General features: G+C 68.0%; 12 protein-coding genes, 1 tRNA gene and 3 rRNA genes. 9 read left to right on the forward strand and 7 right to left on the reverse strand.

The window, feature by feature from the left end; genetic code table 11:
* Window positions 1–2 precede the first annotated feature (2 nt).
* The 7 genes from treS (at window position 3) to ACUYMY_RS03795 (ending at window position 12,934) form a co-directional block, all read left to right on the forward strand.
* Complete coding sequence (gene treS, locus ACUYMY_RS03765) at window positions 3–1,799, forward strand: maltose alpha-D-glucosyltransferase (RefSeq protein ID WP_481702295.1); 1,797 nt, start codon at window positions 3–5, stop codon at window positions 1,797–1,799.
* The gene (gene glgB, locus ACUYMY_RS03770; RefSeq protein WP_481702296.1) at window positions 1,796–5,695 is read left to right on the forward strand and encodes a 1,4-alpha-glucan branching protein GlgB; all 3,900 of its coding nucleotides are present in this window, start codon (window positions 1,796–1,798) and stop codon (window positions 5,693–5,695) included. Before treS ends, glgB begins: the two co-directional genes overlap by 4 nt.
* A 477-nt stretch (window positions 5,696–6,172) precedes the next feature.
* A 16S ribosomal RNA gene (locus tag ACUYMY_RS03775) occupies window positions 6,173–7,695 on the forward strand.
* A gap of 481 nt (window positions 7,696–8,176) precedes the next feature.
* A 23S ribosomal RNA gene (locus ACUYMY_RS03780) occupies window positions 8,177–11,305 on the forward strand.
* A gap of 176 nt (window positions 11,306–11,481) precedes the next feature.
* Window positions 11,482–11,598, forward strand: a 5S ribosomal RNA gene (rrf, locus tag ACUYMY_RS03785).
* Together the 16S, 23S and 5S rRNA genes form the textbook arrangement of a ribosomal RNA operon.
* 148 nt (window positions 11,599–11,746) lie before the next feature.
* Window positions 11,747–12,238, forward strand: a complete 492-nt coding sequence (locus ACUYMY_RS03790; RefSeq protein WP_481702297.1) for an SRPBCC family protein — start codon at window positions 11,747–11,749, stop codon at window positions 12,236–12,238.
* 45 nt (window positions 12,239–12,283) lie between these two features.
* On the forward strand, window positions 12,284–12,934 hold the full coding sequence (locus tag ACUYMY_RS03795; RefSeq protein WP_481702298.1) for a DUF2461 domain-containing protein: 651 nt from the start codon (window positions 12,284–12,286) through the stop codon (window positions 12,932–12,934).
* A gap of 52 nt (window positions 12,935–12,986) precedes the next feature.
* On the opposite strand, the gene ACUYMY_RS03800 is transcribed toward ACUYMY_RS03795, so the two are convergent.
* The 4 genes from ACUYMY_RS03800 to otsA all read right to left on the reverse strand — a co-directional run bounded on the left by ACUYMY_RS03800 (window position 12,987) and on the right by otsA (window position 18,121).
* Window positions 12,987–14,375 (reverse strand): DUF4032 domain-containing protein, encoded by a 1,389-nt coding sequence (locus ACUYMY_RS03800; protein WP_481702299.1) that lies wholly within the window; start codon window positions 14,373–14,375, stop codon window positions 12,987–12,989.
* A gap of 143 nt (window positions 14,376–14,518) precedes the next feature.
* Window positions 14,519–15,601 carry an ABC transporter ATP-binding protein gene (locus ACUYMY_RS03805; RefSeq protein ID WP_481702300.1) on the reverse strand — a complete coding sequence of 361 codons (1,083 nt, stop codon included), beginning with the start codon at window positions 15,599–15,601 and terminating at the stop codon, window positions 14,519–14,521.
* Between the two features lie 244 nt (window positions 15,602–15,845).
* Window positions 15,846–16,652: a trehalose-phosphatase gene (gene otsB / locus ACUYMY_RS03810; RefSeq protein WP_481702301.1), complete on the reverse strand. Its 807-nt coding sequence runs from the start codon at window positions 16,650–16,652 to the stop codon at window positions 15,846–15,848.
* Window positions 16,649–18,121, reverse strand: a complete 1,473-nt coding sequence (gene otsA / locus ACUYMY_RS03815) for an alpha,alpha-trehalose-phosphate synthase (UDP-forming) (protein ID WP_481702302.1) — start codon at window positions 18,119–18,121, stop codon at window positions 16,649–16,651. The genes otsB and otsA overlap by 4 nt, the downstream gene beginning before the upstream one ends.
* Window positions 18,122–18,338: 217 nt before the next feature.
* Here otsA and ACUYMY_RS03820 point away from each other — a divergent pair, with 217 nt between their 5' ends.
* Both ACUYMY_RS03820 and ACUYMY_RS03825 read left to right on the forward strand, forming a co-directional pair.
* Window positions 18,339–19,241 carry a DsbA family protein gene (locus ACUYMY_RS03820; RefSeq protein WP_481702303.1) on the forward strand — a complete coding sequence of 301 codons (903 nt, stop codon included), beginning with the start codon at window positions 18,339–18,341 and terminating at the stop codon, window positions 19,239–19,241.
* A gap of 159 nt (window positions 19,242–19,400) precedes the next feature.
* Window positions 19,401–19,474: transfer RNA gene (locus tag ACUYMY_RS03825), tRNA-Thr, on the forward strand.
* A gap of 62 nt (window positions 19,475–19,536) precedes the next feature.
* Here the strand turns inward: ACUYMY_RS03825 and ACUYMY_RS03830 are convergent.
* The 3 genes from ACUYMY_RS03830 to ACUYMY_RS03840 all read right to left on the reverse strand — a co-directional run bounded on the left by ACUYMY_RS03830 (window position 19,537) and on the right by ACUYMY_RS03840 (window position 23,263).
* Window positions 19,537–19,881: a hypothetical protein gene (locus ACUYMY_RS03830; protein WP_481702304.1), complete on the reverse strand. Its 345-nt coding sequence runs from the start codon at window positions 19,879–19,881 to the stop codon at window positions 19,537–19,539.
* A gap of 51 nt (window positions 19,882–19,932) precedes the next feature.
* Window positions 19,933–20,967 (reverse strand): NAD-dependent epimerase/dehydratase family protein, encoded by a 1,035-nt coding sequence (locus ACUYMY_RS03835; protein WP_481702305.1) that lies wholly within the window; start codon window positions 20,965–20,967, stop codon window positions 19,933–19,935.
* A gap of 100 nt (window positions 20,968–21,067) precedes the next feature.
* Window positions 21,068–23,263 (reverse strand): transglycosylase domain-containing protein, encoded by a 2,196-nt coding sequence (locus ACUYMY_RS03840; protein WP_481702306.1) that lies wholly within the window; start codon window positions 23,261–23,263, stop codon window positions 21,068–21,070.
* Between the last annotated feature and the right edge of the window lie 103 nt (window positions 23,264–23,366).

Consider the following 23,366-nt stretch of genomic DNA (forward strand, 5'->3'; position numbering starts at 1 on the left):
ACATGAACATCGGCCAGCAGTCCACGCCGAACTTCAACGTCAACGCTCCGGGGCTGCAGCACGACCCCCACTGGTACCGGAAGGCCGTGTTCTACGAGGTGCTGGTGCGGGCGTTCGCCGATGCGAATGGGGACGGTTCGGGGGACATCCAAGGCCTGATCGACCGCCTCGACTACCTCCAGTGGCTCGGCGTCGACTGCCTGTGGCTGCCGCCCTTCTTCGAGTCGCCGCTGCGCGACGGCGGGTACGACGTCGCCGACTACGAGTCTGTGCTGCCCGAATTCGGCTCGATCAGCGACTTCCAGCGGCTCGTCGCCGAGGCCCACGCCCGCGGCGTGCGGATCATCATCGACCTGCCGCTCAACCACACCTCCGACCAGCACCGCTGGTTCCAGGAGTCCCGCCGCAACCCCGACGGCCCCTACGGCGACTTCTACGTCTGGAGCGACACCGACGAGAAGTACCAGGACGCGCGCATCATCTTCATCGACACCGAGGAGTCCAACTGGACCTTCGACCCGATCCGCCGGCAGTTCTTCTGGCACCGCTTCTTCAGCCACCAGCCTGACCTGAACTTCGAGAACCCGGCCGTGGTCGACGCCGTCTTCAACGTCTTCAGGTTCTGGCTCGACCAGGGCGTCGACGGGATCAGGGCGGACGCGATCCCCTACCTCTTCGAGGAGGACGGGACCAACTGCGAGAACCTCCCGGCGACCCACGAGTTCCTCGTCAAGCTGCGCGCCATGATGGACCAGAAGTACCCCGGCCGCATCATCATCGCCGAGGCGAACCAGCCCCCGCATGAGGTCGTGGAGTACTTCGGCAGTGCCGAGGAGCCCGAGTGCCACATGGCCTTCCACTTCCCGATCATGCCCCGCCTCTACTACGCGCTCCGCGACCAGCGGGCGCAGCCGATCATCGACACGATGGTGGACACGCCGGCGATCCCCGCTGGCGCCCAGTGGGGCACCTTCCTGCGCAACCACGACGAGCTGACCCTCGAGATGGTCACGGTCGAGGAGCGTGAGGCGATGCTCGGCTGGTACGCCTCGGACCCCCGCATGCGGGCCAACGTCGGCATCCGGCGCCGCCTCGCGCCGCTCCTGGACAACTCCCGAGCGGAGATCGAGCTCATCAACGCCCTCCTCCTGTCCCTGCCGGGCAGCCCCTTCCTGTACTACGGGGACGAGATCGGGATGGGGGACAACATCTGGCTCGAGGACCGCGACGCCGTCCGCACCCCGATGCAGTGGAACCCGGACCGCAACGCGGGCTTCTCGACCGCCGATCCGGGCAAGCTCTACCTGCCCACCATCCAGTCCCTCGTCTACAACTACGCGATGGCGAACGTTGAGGCCGAGATGGCCCACTCGGGGTCCCTCCTGCGCTGGACGCGCAACATCCTCGGTGTGCGCCGGGCCCACCCGGTCTTCGGTCTGGGCAGCTACCGCAACGTCGACGCAGACTCCGAGCACGTGCTCGCCTACCTCCGCGAGGTCCGCGAGGGCGAGGTCCACGGCGAACGCCCCGAGACGGTCCTGTGCGTCTTCAACCTCGCGGGCCATCCGGTCGCGTCCTCCCTCGACATGCCGGAGTATGCCGGGCGCGGACTGCGCGACCTCTTCGGCGGCGAGCCCTTCTCGCAGGTCGGCCCGGATGGCCGGTTCCACGTCACGCTCGCCCCGCACGGCTATTTCTGGCTGCGCATCCGCAGCGCCGCCTCGATCCCGTCGAGCCCCTACACCACGGCGCTGCCGGTCATTGCCGGCGGCCCCACGACCGGGGAGCTGGGCGAATGACGGCCCCGAGCACGTCCGGTGCCCTTCCGACCCTCGATGCCCTGCTCGAGGACTGGCTGCCCGGCCAGCGCTGGTTCCCGGCCAAGGGACGGGCCGTCCAGCTCGCCCCGGCCGGCGGCTTCGAGCTGCCGCCCGCCGTCGCCGGCCCTGACGCCGCCGGCGCCGAGCCCTCGCGGCTCGAGGTCCGGCTCGTGCGCGTTCAGGCCGGCAGGCTCGAGGCACTCCTCAACGTTCCGCTGAGCCTGCGCGCCGCGCCCCTCGCCGGGGGCGAGCACGCGCTCGTCGGCGAGGCCGAGCATCCGGACGCCGGCAGGGTCTGGGTCTACGACGCCGTCCACGATCCGGCCTTCGCGGCCGCACTGCTGTCGCTCATGGCGCACGGCGCGACCGCCGAAGGCAGCCTCGATGCACGCCGTGAGGGCGCCCTCGCGCACACTGCGGGCGGATGGACGACGGCGCGGGGCCGGGTCAGCGGCGCGGGCCACCTGCCGTCGGGCCCGCTGAGGACGTCGGTGCTGCGCGGGGAGCAGTCGAACTCCTCCATCATCGTCCGGTCCGAGGCCGGCTCTGGCATGCTCAAGGTCTTCCGGCAGCTCGACGAGGGCCTCAACCCCGAGGTCGAACTCGGGGCCGCCCTCGCCAAGGCGGGGTCGACCGACGTCCCCGCGACGCTCGGCTGGGTCGATGGCGAGTGGAGCCGAGCCGAGGGCACCCGCGCGAGCGGCCAGCTCGCCGTCGTCCACGAGTTCCTCCCCGACGGCGCGGACATGTGGCGCGTGGCCCTCGACGCCGCTGCGGAGGGCAAGGACATCCAGGAGCATGCGCGCGAGCTCGGGGCCTCGACGGCCCGAGTGCACGCCGCCCTGGCCGCGACCCTCGGGACTGAGACGCTCGACGAGCGCTCGGCCGCCCAGTTCGTGGGCCGCATCGCCGACCGCCTGCGCACGGCCTGGCGCGACGTGGGGGAGAGCGTCGGCATGCCCGGCGAGGCGCTCGAGGCGCTCCTCGAGGGGCTCGCAGGCTCGGCCGCCGGCATCACGCTCCAGCGCATCCACGGGGATCTCCATCTCGGCCAGGTGCTGCACTTCCCGGCGCATCCGGAGCGGCCGTTCGCGATCCTGGACTTCGAGGGCGAACCCCTGCGGCCTGTCGCGGAGCGCAGCCTGCCCGATGCGCCGCTGCGCGACGTCGTGGGCATGCTGCGGTCGTTCGACTATGCGGCCGGGGCCGCTCGCCGCGCCGAGCCGGCTGCCCGTGTTCCGGAAGGATGGGCGGAGTCCGCAGGGCGAGCGTACTGGGAGGGCTACGCGTCCGTGACGGGCGGCGACGATCCCTTCGGGACCCCGCTGTTCGCGGCGCTGTGGCTCGACAAGGCGCTCTATGAGGTCGCCTACGAGGAGCGGAACAGGCCGGCGTGGGCCGAGATCCCCCTCCGTGCGGTGCGGAGCGCCCTCGAGCCGTGGGTCCCCGCCGTGTTGGTGCAGAATCAAGCAGTGGAGAGCATCACGGAAGCCGCCACCGGCGGGGCCCCCGGCGATGCGCAGCAGGCCGCGTCCCCGCGGTCTGGAGAGGAGACGGACATGTCCTACGCTCGACAGGAAAGGGCGGCGCCGCTGCCCCCTCCGACGACGATCGCGGAGGGGGCCAACGTGAAGGAGCCCATCCCGGTCTCCCATGACGTGCTCGGCAAGGTGGCGGCCGGCGAGTTCCATGCGCCGCACGCCGTGCTCGGCGCGCATCTCGACGCCGCCGGGACGGTGACCATCCGGGCCCTCAGGCACCTCGCCGCGGGCGTCACGGCGATCACCCCCGCGGGCCGCGTCCCCCTGCGGCACGAGGCGCACGGGGTCTGGGCCGGCACGCTCCCCGAGACGGAGGAGGGCCACGTGCCCGACTACCGCCTCGAGGTCGAGTACGGCGAGGGCCACTTCGTCACGACAGACGACCCCTACCGCTACCTGCCCAGCATCGGCGAGCTCGACCTGCACCTCATCGGCGAAGGCCGGCACGAGGAGCTGTGGAAGGCGCTCGGGGCGCGCGTCGAGCGGCACCACTCGGTGCTCGGCGACGTCGAGGGCACGGCCTTCACCGTCTGGGCGCCCAATGCCCAGGCCGTGCAGGTCAAGGGCGACTTCAACGGCTGGGACGGCCGCGAGCATGCGATGCGCAGCCTCGGCTCCTCGGGCATCTGGGAGATCTTCATCCCGGGCGTTGTCGCAGGGGCGTGCTACAAGTTCGGGATCCGCACGCGCTGGGGCCACTGGGTCGAGCGGGCCGATCCGATGGCGTTCGGCACTGAGGTTCCGCCGCGCACGGCCTCGCGCGTCGTGGAGTCGCGGTACTCCTTCAAGGACTCGGCGTGGATGGAGGCCCGCGCAACGCGGGATATTCACGACAGCCCGATGAGCGTCTACGAGGTGCACCTCGGCTCCTGGCGGCCCGGCCTCGGGTACCGGGAGCTCGCGGAGGAGCTCGTCGAGTACGTGACGTGGATGGGCTTCACGCACGTCGAATTCATGCCCGTCGCGGAGCACCCCTTCGGTGGGTCGTGGGGCTACCAGGTCACGAGCTACTACGCGCCCTCGTCCCGCTTCGGCCACCCGGACGACTTCAAGTACCTCGTGGACCGGCTGCACCAGGCCGGCATCGGCGTCATCGTCGACTGGGTCCCCGCGCACTTCCCGAAGGACGAGTGGGCCCTCGCGAACTTCGACGGCGAGCAGCTCTACGAGCACGCCGACCCGCAGCAGGGCGAGCACCCGGACTGGGGCACGCTCATCTTCAACTTCGGCCGCACCGAGGTGCGCAACTTCCTCGTGGCCAACGCCCTCTTCTGGCTCGAGGAGTTCCACGTCGACGCCCTCCGCGTCGACGCCGTCGCCTCCATGCTCTACCTGGACTACTCGCGGCAGGAGGGGCAGTGGCGGCCGAACCAGTTCGGCGGGCGGGAGAACCTCGAGGCCATCTCGTTCCTCCAGGAGGCCAACGCCACGGCGTACAAGCGCAACCGCGGCATCGTCACGATCGCCGAGGAGTCCACGGCGTTCCCCGGCGTGACCAAGCCGACCGAGTTCAACGGGCTGGGCTTCGGGCTCAAGTGGAACATGGGCTGGATGCACGACTCCCTGCAGTACATGCAGGAGGACCCGGTCAACCGCCGCTGGCACCACAACAAGATGACCTTCTCGATCGTCTATGCGTTCAGCGAGAACTTCCTCCTGCCGATCAGCCACGACGAGGTCGTGCACGGCAAGGGGTCGATGCTGCGCAAGATGCCCGGGGACCGGTGGCAGCAGCTGGCCAACCTCCGCGCGTTCTACGCGTTCCAGTGGGCGCACCCCGGCAAGCAGCTCATCTTCATGGGCTGTGAGTTCGGGCAGGAATCGGAGTGGAACCAGGAGCACGGGCTCGACTGGTGGCTCACGGAGCTCGAGCCGCACCGCGGCCTGCAGGAGCTCATCCGCAGGCTCAACGCGATCTACCGCGAGACCCCTGCGCTCTTCGAGCTCGACCACGAGCCCGCCGGCTACGAGTGGATCAGGGGCGACGACGCCGACCACAACGTCCTGTCCTTCGTCCGCCTGGCCAAGGACGGCACCCCCCTGGTGTGCATCGCCAACTTCGCCGGGCACCCGCACATCGACTACACGATCGGGCTGCCGCAGGCCGGGCGGTGGCGCGAAGTGCTGAACACCGACAGCACCGAGTTCGGCGGCTCCGGCGTCGTCAACGGCGGGCTCGTGCACGCGGAGGACAGCGAGTGGGACGGAAAGCCGGCCACCGCCGTGCTGACGCTCCCGCCGCTCGGCGTCGTCTGGCTCGAGCCGGACACCTCCGCGGGCGGAGTGGAGTCTGCGAAGCTCACCCGGAGCGCGGGCGACGACGAGCTCACCTAGGGCGGGCAGCCCGGCCTCGGCGCGTGGCCGCCGAGGAGGGCCTCGTGGCTGGACCCGGAGGGCCCGGAACCGCACGGTTCCGGGCCCTCCGGCGTCGGTTGGCGCTCCCGCCCCGATGGTGGTAGAGTCTTATCCCGCGCCGGGAACCGGGGAACACCGGAAGGCGGCGCGACCGACACTCCAACACGTCAGAGCCGATCACGCCCGCGAGGGCCGGTTTGACTCGGACATGCTGGAACGGTAGGTTTGAGAAGTTGCCTCGGGGAGGCGGCGCGGATGTGGTCCGCGGTTGTTACCCGGGTGTGCCTGTTGTTTGAGAACTCAATAGTGTGCCAAGTTCGTTGATGCCATTTTTTTTGGTTGATACATTGGGCGGCCTGCCCACCCCCGTGGGTGTGGCTGTCTTGTTTTTGCCAGTTTTGGATTTGCTGGCTGGTGTGGGCGTTTTCCCGTCCTGCCGGCTGGTTTTCTCGTTTTTTGACGGAGAGTTTGATCCTGGCTCAGGATGAACGCTGGCGGCGTGCTTAACACATGCAAGTCGAACGATGAAGCCCTTTCGGGGGTGGATTAGTGGCGAACGGGTGAGTAACACGTGAGCAACCTGCCCTTGACTCTGGGATAAGCCTGGGAAACTGGGTCTAATACCGGATAGGACTCCTCATCGCATGGTGGGGGGTGGAAAGCCTTGTGCGGTCTTGGATGGGCTCGCGGCCTATCAGCTTGTTGGTGGGGTGATGGCCTACCAAGGCGACGACGGGTAGCCGGCCTGAGAGGGTGACCGGCCACACTGGGACTGAGACACGGCCCAGACTCCTACGGGAGGCAGCAGTGGGGAATATTGCACAATGGGCGGAAGCCTGATGCAGCGACGCCGCGTGGGGGATGACGGCCTTCGGGTTGTAAACCCCTTTCAGCAGGGAAGAAGCGCAAGTGACGGTACCTGCAGAAGAAGCGCCGGCTAACTACGTGCCAGCAGCCGCGGTAATACGTAGGGCGCGAGCGTTATCCGGAATTATTGGGCGTAAAGAGCTCGTAGGCGGCTTGTCGCGTCTGCTGTGAAAGCCCGGGGCTCAACCCCGGGTCTGCAGTGGGTACGGGCAGGCTGGAGTGCAGTAGGGGAGACTGGAATTCCTGGTGTAGCGGTGAAATGCGCAGATATCAGGAGGAACACCGATGGCGAAGGCAGGTCTCTGGGCTGTAACTGACGCTGAGGAGCGAAAGCATGGGGAGCGAACAGGATTAGATACCCTGGTAGTCCATGCCGTAAACGTTGGGCACTAGGTGTGGGGGCCATTCCACGGTTTCCGCGCCGCAGCTAACGCATTAAGTGCCCCGCCTGGGGAGTACGGCCGCAAGGCTAAAACTCAAAGGAATTGACGGGGGCCCGCACAAGCGGCGGAGCATGCGGATTAATTCGATGCAACGCGAAGAACCTTACCAAGGCTTGACATGTGCCGGACCGTCCCAGAGATGGGGCTTCCCTTCGGGGCCGGTTCACAGGTGGTGCATGGTTGTCGTCAGCTCGTGTCGTGAGATGTTGGGTTAAGTCCCGCAACGAGCGCAACCCTCGTTCCATGTTGCCAGCACTTGAAGGTGGGGACTCATGGGAGACTGCCGGGGTCAACTCGGAGGAAGGTGGGGACGACGTCAAATCATCATGCCCCTTATGTCTTGGGCTTCACGCATGCTACAATGGCCGGTACAAAGGGTTGCGATACTGTGAGGTGGAGCCAATCCCAGAAAGCCGGTCTCAGTTCGGATTGGGGTCTGCAACTCGACCCCATGAAGTCGGAGTCGCTAGTAATCGCAGATCAGCAACGCTGCGGTGAATACGTTCCCGGGCCTTGTACACACCGCCCGTCAAGTCACGAAAGTCGGTAACACCCGAAGCCGGTGGCCCAACCCCCTGTGGGAGGGAGCCGTCGAAGGTGGGACTGGCGATTGGGACTAAGTCGTAACAAGGTAGCCGTACCGGAAGGTGCGGCTGGATCACCTCCTTTCTAAGGAGCAGCACCGGAAGACGCCCCGCGGCCCCTGGCCGTGGTGGTGGTTGCCGGGATTGATGCAGCCCATTGCGGACCCGTTCGTGGTCCGGTGGGTGCTCGTGGGTGGAACATGAACGGATTCGTGGCCCGTGCCCTGTGGGGCCGGCCCCGGCGAGTACGCCGCAACCTGGTGCTCTCTTTGCAGAGTGTGGGGGTGCGGTGGGAAAGCGTGGGGTCGGTTGCTGTGGGGGTGGGGTCCTTGGCACGCTGTTGGGTCCTGGGGCAACAGTCCCTGGATTGGTGCCCTCCTTCCCGGCGCCCGCGCACGCCGTTGTGTGTGCGTGTGGTGTGGGTTGAGGGGGTTGTTGTTTGAGAACTGTATAGTGGACGCGAGCATCTAGCAATTTTGTCTCTGGCGATGTCTTCGAATGTCGCCGTGATTCGATAGCTGTGTTTTGTAGGACATGCATTGTGTGCGTGTCCTTGGTTTCTTCTGTGTGAAGTTTCCAAGGGCGCACGGTGGATGCCTTGGCATCGGGAGCCGATGAAGGACGTGGGAATCTGCGATAAGCCTGGGGGAGTCGATAACCGGACTGTGATCCCAGGGTGTCCGAATGGGGAAACCCCGCCATGCGCCGCGAGGTGATGTGGTGACCCGCCGTTGAACGCATAGACGGTGTGGGGGGAACGCGGGGAAGTGAAACATCTCAGTACCCGCAGGAAGAGAAAACAAGAGTGATTCCGTCAGTAGTGGCGAGCGAACGCGGATGGGGCCAAACCCGGCGTGTGTGATACCCGGCAGGGGTTGCGCGTCGGGGGTTGTGGGGCTCTGCTTCGGTCATCTGCCGGTGGCCGGGGGTGAGTGCAGGAGTGTAGGCGAACGGTCTTGAAGGGCCGGCCGGAGAGGGTGTGAGTCCCGTAGCCGGAACGCTTGTCTGCCGCCCTTGCGGATGTCCCCAAGTAGCACGGGGCCCGAGGAATCCCGTGCGAATCTGTCAGGACCACCTGATAAGCCTGAATACTACCCGATGACCGATAGCGGACCAGTACCGTGAGGGAAAGGTGAAAAGTACCCCGGGAGGGGAGTGAAACAGTACCTGAAACCGTGCGCCTACAAGCCGTCAGAGCCTCCAGGTGGGGTGATGGCGTGCCTTTTGAAGAATGAGCCTGCGAGTTAGTGCCATGTCGCGAGGTTAACCCGTGTGGGGGAGCCGTAGCGAAAGCGAGTCTGAACAGGGCGTTCAGTGGCGTGGTCTAGACCCGAAGCGGGGTGATCTACCCATGGCCAGGTTGAAGCGACGGTAAGACGTCGTGGAGGACCGAACCCACTTCAGTTGAAAATGGAGGGGATGAGCTGTGGGTAGGGGTGAAAGGCCAATCAAACTCCGTGATAGCTGGTTCTCCCCGAAATGCATTTAGGTGCAGCGTTGCGTGTTTCTTGCCGGAGGTAGAGCTACTGGATGGCCGATGGGCCCCACCAGGTTACTGACGTCAGCCAAACTCCGAATGCCGGCAAGTGAGAGCGCAGCAGTGAGACTGCGGGGGATAAGCTTCGCAGTCGAGAGGGAAACAGCCCAGACCACCGGCTAAGGCCCCCAAGCGTGTGCTAAGTGGGAAAGGATGTGGAGTTGCCCAGACAACCAGGAGGTTGGCTTAGAAGCAGCCACCCTTGAAAGAGTGCGTAATAGCTCACTGGTCAAGTGATTCCGCGCCGACAATGTAGCGGGGCTCAAGCACACCGCCGAAGCCGTGGCAGTGACACACGAACCCAGGACCTTGCGGTTCCAGGGGTGTTGCTGGGTAGGGGAGCGTCGTGCGGGCAGTGAAGCTCCAGGGTGACCTAGGGGTGGAGGCCGCACGAGTGAGAATGCAGGCATGAGTAGCGAAAGACGGGTGGGAAACCCGTCCGCCGGATGATCAAGGGTTCCAGGGTCAAGCTCATCTGCCCTGGGTAAGTCGGGACCTAAGGCGAGGCCGACAGGCGTAGTCGATGGACAACGGGTCGATATTCCCGTACCGGCGAAGGACCGCCCATGCCGGACAGCCGATGCTGACCGCCCAACCCCCGCACCGCCAGTCCTTCGGGACCGGCACCGTGGGGCGCGCGCGGGACCCAGAGCTGCGAGGCAAGCGTATTAACAGGTGTGACGCAGGAAGGCAGCCCGGCCAGGCGATGGTTGACCTGGTCCAAGGACGTAGGGCGCGCGGCAGGCAAATCCGCCGCGCACGAAGCCTGAGATCCGACGGGACCCCCTCACGGGGGGATCGGGTGATCCTATGCTGCCGAGAAAAGCATCGACGCGAGGTCCCAGCCGCCCGTACCCCAAACCGACACAGGTGATCAGGTAGAGAATACCAAGGCGATCGAGAGAATCACGGTCAAGGAACTCGGCAAAATGCCCCCGTAACTTCGGGAGAAGGGGGACCCCGACCGTGGAGGCCGCATGCCGGCCCGAGCGGGCAAGGGTCGCAGAGACCAGGGGGAAGCGACTGTTTACTAAAAACACAGGTCCGTGCGAAGTCGCAAGACGATGTATACGGACTGACTCCTGCCCGGTGCTGGAAGGTTAAGAGGACCCGTCAGCCAGCAATGGCGAAGCGGAGAATTCAAGCCCCAGTAAACGGCGGTGGTAACTATAACCATCCTAAGGTAGCGAAATTCCTTGTCGGGTAAGTTCCGACCTGCACGAATGGAGTAACGACTTCCCCGCTGTCTCGACCGTGAACTCGGCGAAATTGCACTACGAGTAAAGATGCTCGTTACGCGCAGCAGGACGGAAAGACCCCGAGACCTTCACTATAGTTTGGTATTGGTGTTCGGAGCGGCTTGTGTAGGATAGGTGGGAGACTGTGAAGCGGGCACGCCAGTGCCGGTGGAGTCATCGTTGAAATACCACTCTGGTCGCTTTGGACATCTAACCTCGGCCCGTGATCCGGGTCAGGGACAGTGCCTGATGGGTAGTTTAACTGGGGCGGTTGCCTCCCAAAGGGTAACGGAGGCGCCCAAAGGTCCCCTCAGCCTGGTCGGCAACCAGGTGTCGAGTGCAAGTGCACAAGGGGGCTTGACTGTGAGAGAGGCATCTCGAGCAGGGACGAAAGTCGGGACTAGTGATCCGGCGGCTCCTCGTGGAAGGGCCGTCGCTCAACGGATAAAAGGTACCTCGGGGATAACAGGCTGATCTTGCCCAAGAGTCCATATCGACGGCATGGTTTGGCACCTCGATGTCGGCTCGTCGCATCCTGGGGCTGGAGTAGGTCCCAAGGGTTGGGCTGTTCGCCCATTAAAGCGGTACGCGAGCTGGGTTTAGAACGTCGTGAGACAGTTCGGTCCCTATCCGCTGCGCGCGCAGGAAATCTGAGAAGGGCTGTCCTCAGTACGAGAGGACCGGGACGGACGAACCTCTGGTGTGCCAGTTGTACCGCCAGGTGCACGGCTGGTTGGCTACGTTCGGATGGGATAACCGCTGAAAGCATCTAAGCGGGAAGCCCGCTTCAAGATGAGATTTCCACGGACCTCGTGTCCGGGAGGCCCCCAGCAGACCACTGGGTTGATAGGCCGGACGTGGAAGCAAGGACTGAAGACTTGCGAAGCCGACCGGTACTAATAGGCCGACAACTTCACACACACCCACCCCACCCGGGGTGGCAGGAACACACTGCTCGCGTCCACTCTACGGTCCCCAGACAACAAACCCCCGCCACCAAAAAAGCGGCGGCAGGGCACCACCACACAACCGAACACACTCACGGAACACCGTGACCAGGCTTCCCACCCCCACCCCGGGGGCCGGGACAACGGGTTACGGCGGTCATAGCGTGGGGGAAACGCCCGGTCCCATCCCGAACCCGGAAGCTAAGACCCACAGCGCCGATGGTACTGCACCCGACAGGGTGTGGGAGAGTAGGACACCGCCGGACAACCACTCGGTCGAGCCCCCCAACCACCCGGTTGGGGGGCTCCCACATTTAACAGCCCAGCACGACATCATCGCGGCCTTCCCATGAAATGGCACATCTGGGCTACATGTGCCCCGGCGCGCTGGCGGTGGGGCCTAGGATCGGGTCCATGGATCCTCTCTTCTCCCATGCACAGCAGCCCGAGGCGGAGGCGCTGCCGGCACGCGGCCGCAACGAGCTCTTCACGGTAGCTGTCCCCGCGCCCCAGGACGTCGCCTACGGGGCGTTCACGGGGGACCTCCACCTGTGGTGGCCCGTCGATCAGACAGTGTTCGGTCAGGGCACCCATCCCGCCCTCGAGGGGGGTGTGCTCGGCGAGGAGTCAGAGGATGGCCGGGTCGCCCTGTGGGCCCGCGTCGTCGACGAGGATGCTCCGCATTCGCTCGTGCTCGACTGGGTCCTGGGCGGCGATCTCGCGCGTCCCGCGCGCGTCGTCGTCGGAACGGTGGCCAGTGGCGAGGGCACGTCCCTCACGCTGCGCGTGGAGAGTGGAACACCGGCCCGGAGTGCGGGGGACGCGCTAGTCCTCGACTGGGCGGCGGTGCTTGGGCGCTTCGCGGCCTTCTTCGGGCAGCCGTCGGACAGCGTCGTCCGGGGGTGAGGCGGGGTCTGGACTCGCCCCGTGGCAGGGGAGAAGATGCTGCCCATGGGAGCATTCGAGGGGTTCCCCCCTGAGGGGCCGCGCTTCTACGCCGAGCTCGAGACGAACAACACCCGCGACTGGTGGCTCGAGCACAAGGACGTCTACGAGCGGGCCGTGCACGAGCCGATGCTCGCGCTGCTTGACGCCCTGTCCGAGGAGTTCGGGCCCGGCAAGGCGTTCCGCCCGAACCGGGACGTGCGGTTCAGCCCCGACAAGTCCCCGTACAAGACGTACCAGGGCGGGTTCGTCGCGCTGGCCGAGGGCATTGGCTACTACCTCCACCTCGATGCGACAGGCCTCATGGTCGGCGGTGGCTTCCATGCGCACACCCCCGAGACCGTGGCGCGCTTCCGCAGGGCGGTCGACTCCGAGGCCTCCGGCAAGGAGCTCGAGCGCGTCGTCGGCGAGGTGCAGGACGCGGGGTTCACCGTGGGCGGTGAACGCCTCAAGACCGTGCCGCGGGAGTTCCCGAAGGACCATCCCCGGGCGGAGCTGCTCAAGCACAAGTCGATCACGGCAGGCATCACGTTCGGGGAGCCTGAGTGGCTCGGTCAGCCCGCCGCCCAGGACCACATCCGGGACCGATGGCGGCAGCTGCGGCCCTTCGTCGAATGGCTCGGCGAGCACGTGGGGCCGGCCGCCGGGCGGGCATGACCCCTGCCCCCACCCTCAGCGGCACCTCGTGACCCCTCGACGCTGAGCCGCGTCAGTCGTCGTCCGCGTCCTGCTGTTCGTCGTCCGCGTCCTCCACCTCGATGACCTTGAGCGTCTGCGTGTCCGGGTTGAGCATGATCGCGGCCTCGTCCCGGCGGTGCCGCAGGACGTTGTCGATGTACGACTGGAGGGTCTCCGCGAGGGGGACGTAGCGGTCGAGCTTCTCGGACATGTACCAGCGGTGCTCGAGGACCTGGTGCACGACCTCGGCGGGCTCGAGCTTGCCCGAGAGCTCCCGCGGAATGGCCCTGACGACCGGCTCGAAGACCTGGCTGACCCACGCGTGCGCGCTGATCTCCTCGTCCTGGTCCGGGAAGTTGTCCGCCCGGAACGAGTCCATGTCGTTCAGGAGGCGCCTGGCCTGGTTCTCCTGGGCGTCGAGGCCCGTGAGCCGCAGCAGGCGGCGCTGGTGGTGGCCGGCGTCGACAACCTTGGGCTGGAGCTGGATCGTCGCGCCGTCCGGCGTCGTCTTGATCGCGTACTCCTCGACGTCGAAGCCGAGCTCGTTGAGCCGGCGGATGCGGGCTCCCACGCGCCAGCGCTCGCCGAGCTCGAAAGACTCCTTCTCGGTGAGCTCGGCCCACAGGTTGCGGTAGGAGTCCATGATGCGCTCGCTCGTGGCGACGGGATCGACCTCCTTGTCGATGAGCCCGCCCTCGAGGAGGTCCATGAGCTCGCCGGCGATGTTCACGCGGGCGATCTCGAGATCGTACTCGCGCTGGCCCGTCGAGAGGTCGGGGTAGAGCTCGCCGGTCTCGGCATCGACGAGGTACGCCGCGAAGGCGCCGGCGTCGCGGCGGAAGAGCGTGTTGGAGAGCGAGACGTCGCCCCAGTAGAAGCCCACGAGGTGCAGGCGCACGAGCAGCAGGGCCTGGGCGTCGATGAGGCGCGTGAGGGTGTCCCGGCGCAGGGTCTGCGAGAACAGCGCGCGGTAGGGGAGCGAGAACTTGAGGTGCCGGGTCACGAGGACGGGGTCGAGGGGCGTGCCGTCGGGTGCCTGGCGGTCGCGGATGACGGCGACCGGCTCGACGCAGGGCACATCGAGCCGCTGGAGCTTCCGCAGCATGTGGTATTCGTGCCGCGCGACGTGCTCGCCCGTCTCCTTGACCGCGATGACGGAGTTGCCCAGCTTCGCGAAGCGCACGATGTGGCGGGAGATGCCGCGGGGCAGTGCCGCGAGATGCTTGTCCGGCCACTCCTCGAGCCTGATGTGCCAGGGCAGGTCCAGCAGCTCCGGATCCGCCGCCGCGGCCGTGATGCTCAGGGAGCCCAGGACGGGACCCGACGGCGGCTCGGCCAGCGGCTCGCGCCGGGGGAGCTTGCCCAGCTCGGCGTAGTCGGTGGGCTCGTCCTGCCATGTGGCGCTGCTCTGTTCCGTCATGTCTCCCATTCTTCCCCTGTCTTCCCCCGCTCGTTCCTGCTGGTCCCCTTCGCCGAGCATGCTTCAGCCCATTCCCTGCACACGGCTGTGCCCGCCGGGCGGAACCCGGCGGGCACAGCTGGTGACGGTGTCAGGCGTCGGCGTCAGTCGCCGAGGCGCAGGCCGGTCTTCGTGTCGAAGAGGTGGACGTGGCCCTGCTGCGGGCGGACCCAGATCTTCTCGCCCTTCATCGGGGGGCGGCGGCCGTCGACGCGGGCGACGATGTCGTGGTTCTCGCCGTTGAGCGTCGTATGGCCGTACACGTAGGCGTCGGCGCCGAGCTCCTCAACGACGTCGACCTCGACCTCGAGGCCGTCGCCGACGGCTGCCGTCTCGAGGTCCTCCGGACGGACACCGAGGGTGACCGTGCTGCCGTGGGCCTCGGAGAGGACCTCGCGGGAGACCGGGTACACGGCGCCGCCGAACTTCACGCCGCCGTCGACCTCGGGGAGCTCGAGCAGGTTCATGGCGGGGGAGCCGATGAAGCCGGCCACGAACACGTTCGAGGGGCGGTCGTAGAGCTTGCGAGGGGTGTCGACCTGCTGGAGGAGGCCGTCCTTGAGGACCGCGACGCGGTCGCCCATTGTCATGGCCTCGACCTGGTCGTGCGTGACGTAGACGGTCGTGACGCCGAGGCGGCGGGTCAGGGAGGCGATCTGGGTGCGGGTCTGGACGCGGAGCTTGGCGTCGAGGTTCGAGAGCGGCTCGTCCATGAGGAACACCTGCGGGTTGCGCACGATCGCGCGGCCCATGGCGACGCGCTGGCGCTGGCCGCCGGAGAGGGCCTTCGGCTTGCGGTCGAGGTACTGCTCGAGGTCCAGGAGCTTGGCGGCCTCGCGGACGCGCTGCGCGCGCTCCTCCTTGGAGACGCCGGCGATCTTGAGCGCGAAGCCCATGTTGTCCGCGACCGTCATGTGCGGGTACAGCGCGTAGTTCTGGAAGACCATGGCGATGTCGCGGTCCTTCGGCGGGACGTCCGTGACGTCGCGGTCGCCGATGAGGATGCGGCCCGAGTTGACGTCCTCGAGGCCCGCGAGCATGCGGAGGGAGGTCGACTTGCCACAGCCCGACGGGCCGACCAGGACGAGGAACTCACCGTCTGCGATCTCGATGTTGAGCTTGTCGACGGCGGGCTTGTCAGTGCCCGGGTACAGGCGCGTCGCATTGTCGAAAGTAACTGTAGCCACAGTCATCAATCCCTTCACCGGCAGGTACGTGCCGGACGATCCGTAGTGAATGGTTCTTGTTGTTCAGTTGTGTGTGCGGGAATCCGGGCCGAAACGGGCCGTCGATCCTGACGCCGCCCATTTTGGCACAGACACCTCAGCGGGGGCAGCGCCCTCGCTCACAGGCTCGAGTATGGCATGCATCACAGACGGGAGGAAATGTGAGCTACCTAACGTCCACGATGCGGACGCCCGGCGAGGGGAGTCAGCGCGGCTCGGCCTCGCCCGCCGTGCGCTCGGCGGTGAGCTCCGACCGGAGCCGCGCGAGGAACTCGACGACGCGCGCCACGTCCTCCGTCGTGTCGATCCGGAATCGGGCAGCGGTCTCCCCGGCGCCGACCTTGATCCCGACATCGGCGGCCTCGAGCGCGCGGAAGCCGTCCTCGTCCGTGACGTCGTCGCCGGCGAAGAACACGCCGTCCGCCTCGGTGACCTGACGGAGGAACGCGAGCCCCTCGCCCTTCGTTGCGTGCACGACCGAGCCCTCGAGGACCTGCTTTCCGGTCTTGAGGAAGATGTCCGTGCGCCCATCGAGCTGCCGGCGCGCCTCGGCCACCGCCGCCTTGGCGACGTCCGGAGGGGCCTGGCGCGTGTGCAGCACGCGGCCGGCCGGCTTCTCCTCGACCCACGTCCCCGGCGCCTGGGATGAGACTTCCGTGCAGACGCGGTGCAGGTCCGCGAGGGCGGCGGTCTGGTCCGGGTCGAGCACCACGGGGTGCTCCTCGCCGCCCAGCCGCACCTCGGCTCCGTGGCTGCCGATCAGCAGCGTCCGCGCGTCCGGCGACGCGACGGTCTGCAGGCTCGAGAGCGAGCGCCCCGACACGAAGGCGGTCCACGTCAGGGGCAGCGCGGCGAGGCGCACGACGGCGTCGGCCGTCGCCGGAGTGGGCCGCGCCTGCTCCGCGCGCTCGACGATCGGCGAGACCACGCCGTCGAAATCCAGGGCGACGAGGAGGCGCTCGACGCCGGCGAGGCGCCGCAGCGCCGTGAGCAGTGGCTCGTCGAGGGTCACTGGCACACCTCCGCGAGGCGCGAGAGGAAGATCGAGGACCATTCCTCGACGTTGTGCACGAGGATCTGCCGGCGCATCGCCTTCATGCGGCGGCTGGCCACGCCCGGGGGCAGGGTGATCGCCGTGGTGATGGCATTCTTGAGCCCCGCGATGTCGTGCGGGTTGACCAGGAGGGCCTGCTTGAGCTGGTCCGCGGCGCCGGTGAACTCGCTCAGGACGAGCGCCCCGGTGCCGTCGCGGCGGGCAGCGACGTACTCCTTGGCCACGAGGTTCATGCCGTCCCGCAGCGCCGTGACGAGCATGACGTCGGCCGCGAGGTACAGCGCGACCATCTCCTCCACTGGATAGGAGTGGTGGAGGTAGCGGACGGCGGTGTGCTGCATCGTGTCGAAGGTGCCGTTGATCCGGCCCACGGTCCCCTCGACCTCCTCGCGCAGGAGCCGGTACTGCTCGACGCGCTCACGGCTCGGGCTCGCGACCTGGATGAGCGTGACCTCGCCGACCGTGACCCGGCCGTCCGTGAGGAGCTCCTCGAACGCCTTGAGCCGGTGGCGGATGCCCTTCGTGTAGTCGAGGCGGTCCACCCCGAGCATGATCGTCTTCGGGTCGCCGAGATCGTGGCGGATCTGGCGGGCCCGCTCGATGATGTCCGGGCGCGCGGCGAGCTCGGAGATGCGCTGCGTGTCGATCGAGATGGGGAAGGCCTCGGCGCGGACGAGGCGCTCGCGGCCGTTCTCCATGATGCTGAGGCGCGTGCCCTTGCCCTGGGCGTCGGCGAAGCGGCGGGCGGCGCGGGCGAAGTTCGAGGCGTCGTTGGGGCGCTGGAACCCGAGCAGGTCGGCGCCGAGGAGACCCTCGAGCACCTGGCGCCGCCACGGCAGCTGCGCGAAGATCTCCTGCGGCGGGAAGGGGATGTGGTTGAAGAACCCGATCTTCAGGTCCGGGCGCTCCCTCCGGAGCATCGCGGGGACGAGCTGGAGCTGGTAGTCCTGCACCCACACCATGGCGCCCTCGGCCGCGTGGGCGACGACGGCGTCCGCGAAGCGCCGGTTGACCCGCTGGTATGCCTCCCACCAGGCGCGGTGGAACTCGGGCGGGGCGATGACGTCGTGGTAGAGCGGCCAGAGCGTCGCGTTCGAGAAGCCCTCGTAGTACAGCTCGAGTTCATCCGCGCTCAGCGGCACGGGCACGAGCGCCATGTTCTCGTGCTCGAAGGGCTCGAGCTCCTCGTCCGGGGCGCCGTGCCAGCCGACCCACGCGCCGTCGGACTTCTCCATGACCGGCGCGAGCGCCGTGACGAGGCCGCCGGGGGAGCGGCGCCAGCCGTTGTCGTCGACGTCGGACGCCCGGTCCACCGGGAGGCGGTTCGAGACGACGAGGAAGTCGTAGGAAGCGGTGGTGGGGTCGGAGGCCTGCTGCGGCGCGCTTCCCTGGTCCTCGAGCGGACTGCTGATGGTCTCTTGACTCACGTTCGGCTCCCTGGACTTGGTCCGTTGGTCTTGGCGTCCACCCTACCCGGGGGCTTGAGCCGCACGTCACACGGCGGCGCGGAACTGCGGGCGGGCACGGCTCGTTGCCCGAAGAGGAATACCCGGCCGGGGGCCGGTTCAGCCCACTGGAATACACTGACCCCGACGCCGACCACGTGCGTGCTTCGTGCGCGCCGCGAACCGATCACGAGGAACGATGAGCCCCGCCAACCAGCCACGACAGACCAAGGCCGAGCGCACCGCGGCCGCCCGCGAGAAGGCCCGCCAGATCCGCGAGGAGCAGCTCAAGAAGGAGAAGCGCAACAAGCTGCTCATCCGCTGGGGCGTCGTGGCAGCGCTCGTCGCCGTTGTAGCCGTCGTCGCGCTCGTCGTCACGACGTCACTGCGCTCGAACGCCCCGATCGCGGACTCCGGGCCCCGCGCGGCGAACACCAACCAGTACGGCGGCGTCACCCTCCGCCAGGGCACGGAGGTGACGGCCGTGCCGGCGTCGACCGTGGACGTGGCCTCGATCCCCGCGCCCACCTCCCAGCCGACAGCGGGGCAGCCCGCGAGCGCACCGGGCGTCGAGGCGTCCGCCGCGGGCGAGCCCGTCAAGGTCGTGGTCTACATCGACTTCATCTGCCCGGTCTGCAAGCAGTTCGAGGACACCTACGGCCAGAAGCTCGGCCAGCTCCGCGACGAGGGCAAGATCACCCTTGAGTACCGTCCGCTCGGCTTCCTGGACCGCCAGTCCACGACCAACTACTCCTCGCGGGCGGCGAACGCGGCGGCGTGCGTCGTGAACTCGACGCCCGAGCACTACGCCGCGTTCGTCGACGCGCTCTTCGCCCAGCAGCCCGCCGAGGGCGGGGCCGGCCTCTCCGATGACAAGCTCAAGGAGATCGCACGCGGCCTCGGCGCCAACATCGACCAGTGCGTCGAGGACAAGACCTACCGGCCGATGGTCAAGTACGACACCCAGCTCGCCTCGTCCTCCGGCGTGACCGGCACCCCGACCGCCTTCGTGGATGGCAAGCAGTGGGGCATCGGCGAGAGCGCGCAGCAGGGCTTCGACCAGTTCCTCGACGCCGCCGTGGCGGCGAAGGCCTCGGCCTGACACCGGCGCCTCGCCTCGCGCTTCGGGCGCACGACGCCGGCCCGGTCCCCTCGCGGGGCCGGGCCGGCGCCGCTTCCTCCTCCGATTGCCAAGCCCGCCGCCGTTCGCGCTACGCTGGTGGGGTACGTCCCGCGGGCCAGCTCCCGCTGCGGGCGACGCGCCTCCTTAGCTCAGTTGGCCAGAGCATCTGTCTTGTAAACAGAGGGTCGCCGGTTCGAATCCGGCAGGGGGCTCGCAGCAGGAGGCCCCGGGCGTTCCGTCAGGAACGACGGGGCCTCCTTCGTCTGGACCGCCGTCAGGACCGCGCCCTGTCCCGCGTTCCACGGAGCCACAGGACGATCCACGCGGCCTCGACTGCGGCGTCGACGAGGTACCTGCGGCTGATCCGGCCGGGGATCGCGTAGCGGAGGTCGATGGCCAGGAACGTCGCGGCGGTCGCGATGCCTAGCCGCCTCGCCTGGCGGCGGCCCTCCGCGCCCTCCTGGGCCGCCCTGACCTGCGCCCACCCATTCGCGATGAGCAGGCCCGCCACGGTCCGCACGAGCCACCGGTCCGTCTTCGGCCCCAGAACGGCCTCGAAGCTGGGCATGTGCACGAGCGGCCAGAGGCCGCTGGCGATGTTGAACAGGCCGTGGGCCACCGCCAAACGTGCGGAAGGGCGCCGTCGGCCGTCGCTGCCAGCCATGAGCTATCAGTGCCCGTCCGCCTGCTCGCCGGGCCGCAGCGCCGGCGAGGCGGCCACGCCCGAGCCCTCCTGCATGCCGCCGAGGACTGCGGACACCGCCTCCTGGGACGTGCGCTGGGGCTGCCAGCCGAGCTCGTCCCGCGCACGGGAGGTGTCCATGAGGGGAACCTCGAGGGCCATGTCGATCCAGCCGGGGTCGCTGCGCTGCGCCCGGAGCTCCCACGACAGCCACACGAGCCCCCGGAGCGCGGCCCCGGGGACCGGGAACCAGCCCTTGGCCCCCACGACAGGAGGAAGCGTCGTCGTGTCGAGCACCGGCTCGGCGGCGATGTTGAAGGCCCCGCGGGCACGGGTGCCGAGGGCCCGCGCGTAGGCCTCGGCGGCGTCCTCGGTGTGCACGGCCTGGAAGGCCATGCGGGCAGGCATGGGCAGGAACGGGACCCGGACGCGGGCGATCCGCTGCGGGACGAACCGCCCCAGGAAGAACCGGCCCACCTGGGACGCCTGGCCGGACTGGAAGATGAGCCCGGGGCGGAGCCGGGCCACGGCGACCTCGGGATGGTCGGCCTCGAACCGGTCGAGGACCCGCTCGACCTCCGCCTTCTGGCGGCTGTAGTGCGAGGTGTGCAGGCCGCCCGTGGGCCAGGACTCGTCGACGCGCCTGTCCTTGGGGCCGGGGCTGTACGCCCCTACCGAGGATGCGTAGACCACATGCCCGACGCCGGCCTGCGCCGCGGCCTCGAACACCTGGGCGCTCCCATCGACGTTGATGCGGTGCAGCTCGGCGACGCGGTGGTTGGGCTGGATCACCCACGCGAGATGCACGACGGCGTCGCACCCCTCGAATGCCGACCGCAGCCGGCCGGGCGCGTCCGTGCCGCCGACCTCGACGGCGTGCCATGTGGCGTTCCGGTACGGTTCCGCCGAGGCATCCGGCTCGCGGCGGCTGATGCCGACGAGCTCATGCCCTCCCTCGGCGGAGAGCTTCCGCAGCAGGGCGGTGCCGACGTTCCCTGTCGCTCCGACGATGGCGATGCGCATGGGGTGCTCCTTCGGGTCACGGCGCATGGAGTGTTCCCCCTGCTTCATCCCCGCTCGGGGGCGGCCGCAACCAGATTGCCGAAGCGGGCGAGGGCCGGCGTCAGCGTTGGGGCCCGGGCGACGGAGGCGGGCCCCCGGCGCGGATGAGGTTCGGCGGCGGCGGGTCGAATCCCCCGCGGTCGTAGTAGCCGAGCACGTCGCGCATATAGTAGGCCCACTGCGGACCGGCGATGTAGGCGCCGTCGACGGTCTCCCAGAACTTGCCGTTGACCACGACGTTGCGCCCCACCCGGTCCTCCGGGTTGCGCAGGGCCTCGCCGAAGAACGACGCCGTCGCGAGGCCGCGCGTGTAGCCCATGACCCACGTCTGGCTGTTGAACTGGTTCGTGCCGGTCTTGGCGGCGGCGGGCGCTCCGACCTGGATGGTCTTGCCCGCGTCGTCCTTGATGTGGAAGCCCGATCCCTTCGTCAGGGTGTCCTGGAGGACGTTCGTGACGGCCTTGGCGACGTCAGGCTTGAGGGCCCCGGGGCGGCACTGCTCCTGCTGGCCGCCGATCCTCCTGCCCTCGGAGTCCTTCACCTCGAGGATGGAGATCGGGATGCAGTGAGTCCCGTTCGAGGCGAAGGTCGCGAACGCGTTCGCCATGGTCAGCGGGGAGACGTTGGGGCCGCCCAGGATATTGCCCAGGGTCGACATGTCCAGCGGCTGGCCCCGGCCCTCGCCGTCGTGCAGCCCGAGCGCGTCGGCGGCCCGCTGGATGTTGCAGAAGTCGTTCAGGGCCGCCGCTGAGGCGAACGTCGCAGTGTTGATCGAGTTGTAGACGCCCTCCCGCACGGTCAGCGGCCGGTACCAGCCCTCATCGTTGTTCCGCAGGTCCGGGGCCGTCCCGAGGCTCACCGTGGTGTCGTCGAACGCCCCCGTGACGCGCTTGCAGGTGGTCTTCCAGGGGTGGTTGAGCGGGTAGCGGCGCTGCGCCGCGTTGACCATCTGGTCGGTCGGCTTGCCCTCGTTGAGCCACGCCGTGAGCGTTACCGGCTTCATCGCCGAGCCGGGCTGGAAGCCGCCGGCGCCGCCGAGGTCGTTGCCGTTGGCGTCGGTCCGGTCCACGTTGAAGTTGTAGCTCGTGACGAAGTCCAGGCCCTGGCCCTCGAGCATGCGGGTGTTCTGCGCCATCGCGAGTACCCTGCCGGTCCCCGGCTGGACGGTGACAAGCGAGGCGCCCCACCTGTCCGGGTTCGCGCCCGCCGTCGCGTCCACCCGCGCCTGGGCGGGACCCTGGAGCCGCGGGTCGAGCGTCGTCGTGATGACGAGGCCGCTGCGCTGGACCGTCTGGACGCGATCCTCGGGGGTGGCCCCGTAGGCCGGATCGTTGAGGATCTGGTGCAGGACGTACTCGCAGAAGTACTGGGCCTGGACCGCGTAGGCGCAGCCCTGCCGGGACGGGTTGAGCTTCAGCTCGAGCGGGCTCGCGACGGCCTCGTCGTGCTCGGTCTGGGTGATGTAGCCGTGCTCGAGCATGGCGTCCAGCACGAGGTTGCGCCGCTCGAGGGCGGCGTCGGGCCGGTCCGTGGGGCTGTACACCGAGGGCCCGTTGACGATGCCCGCGAGGAGGGCGGCCTGGGGCAGAGTCAGATCCTTGGCATCGACCGAGAAGAAGTACTGGCTCGCCGCCTGGATCCCGTAGGCGTGCGTGCTGAAGAAGACGATGTTGAGGTACCCCTCGAGGATCTGGTCCTTCGAGTAGCGCTTTTCGAGGGCGATCGCGAGCTTCATCTCGCGCAGCTTGTCGCCCAGGCTCTTCTGGCCGCCGAGCGCGACCGCCGCGCCCTCGCTCCGGGCGAACGCGTTCTCCTTGAGCACGTTGGCCACGTACTGCTGGGTGAGGGTCGATGCCCCCTGCCGGTCGCCCTGGACGTTGGCGATGACGGCGCGGACGATGCCCGCGGGATCGACGCCGCCGTGCTCGTGGAACCTGTAGTCCTCGATCGCGATCACGGCGTCCTTGGCGTGCTTCGAGATCTGGTCGAGGGTCACGGGCGTCCGGTTCTGGGTGAAGACGGTGCCGATGAGGGAGCCGTCCACGGCGAGGACCTTTGTCACGAGGGCCGGCGGCGTCACCTCGAGCTCGGTGGGGAGGCTGTCGAAGAACTCTGCGGAGCTGTAGGTGGCGCCCCACGTCGCGACCATGACCGGAGCAGTGAGGCCCGCGGCGAGAATCCCCGCCACCGCGCTGATGGCGAGGAACGCGAAGAGCCGGCGGAAGACTCCGCCCGCAGCATGGACGACGCGGCCCATGACCACATTGTAGGGAGGCTGGCCACATAGCACAGGGGGTGCGCGGGCGGGTCGGGGTGAGCCGATGGCGTCCGGACGACGGCGGGTTCCCACCCGCCGTCGT

Source organism: Sinomonas sp. T428B, from assembly GCF_056780155.1.

Coding starts and splice junctions, on each gene's coding strand:
- treS (WP_481702295.1), top strand. CDS start 3: ATGAACATCGGCCAGCAGTCCACGCCGAACTTCAACGTCAACGCTCCG.
- glgB (WP_481702296.1), top strand. CDS start 1,796: ATGACGGCCCCGAGCACGTCCGGTGCCCTTCCGACCCTCGATGCCCTG.
- ACUYMY_RS03790 (WP_481702297.1), top strand. CDS start 11,747: ATGGATCCTCTCTTCTCCCATGCACAGCAGCCCGAGGCGGAGGCGCTG.
- ACUYMY_RS03795 (WP_481702298.1), top strand. CDS start 12,284: ATGGGAGCATTCGAGGGGTTCCCCCCTGAGGGGCCGCGCTTCTACGCC.
- ACUYMY_RS03800 (WP_481702299.1), bottom strand. CDS start 14,375: ATGACGGAACAGAGCAGCGCCACATGGCAGGACGAGCCCACCGACTAC.
- ACUYMY_RS03820 (WP_481702303.1), top strand. CDS start 18,339: ATGAGCCCCGCCAACCAGCCACGACAGACCAAGGCCGAGCGCACCGCG.
- ACUYMY_RS03835 (WP_481702305.1), bottom strand. CDS start 20,967: ATGCGCATCGCCATCGTCGGAGCGACAGGGAACGTCGGCACCGCCCTG.
- ACUYMY_RS03840 (WP_481702306.1), bottom strand. CDS start 23,263: ATGGGCCGCGTCGTCCATGCTGCGGGCGGAGTCTTCCGCCGGCTCTTC.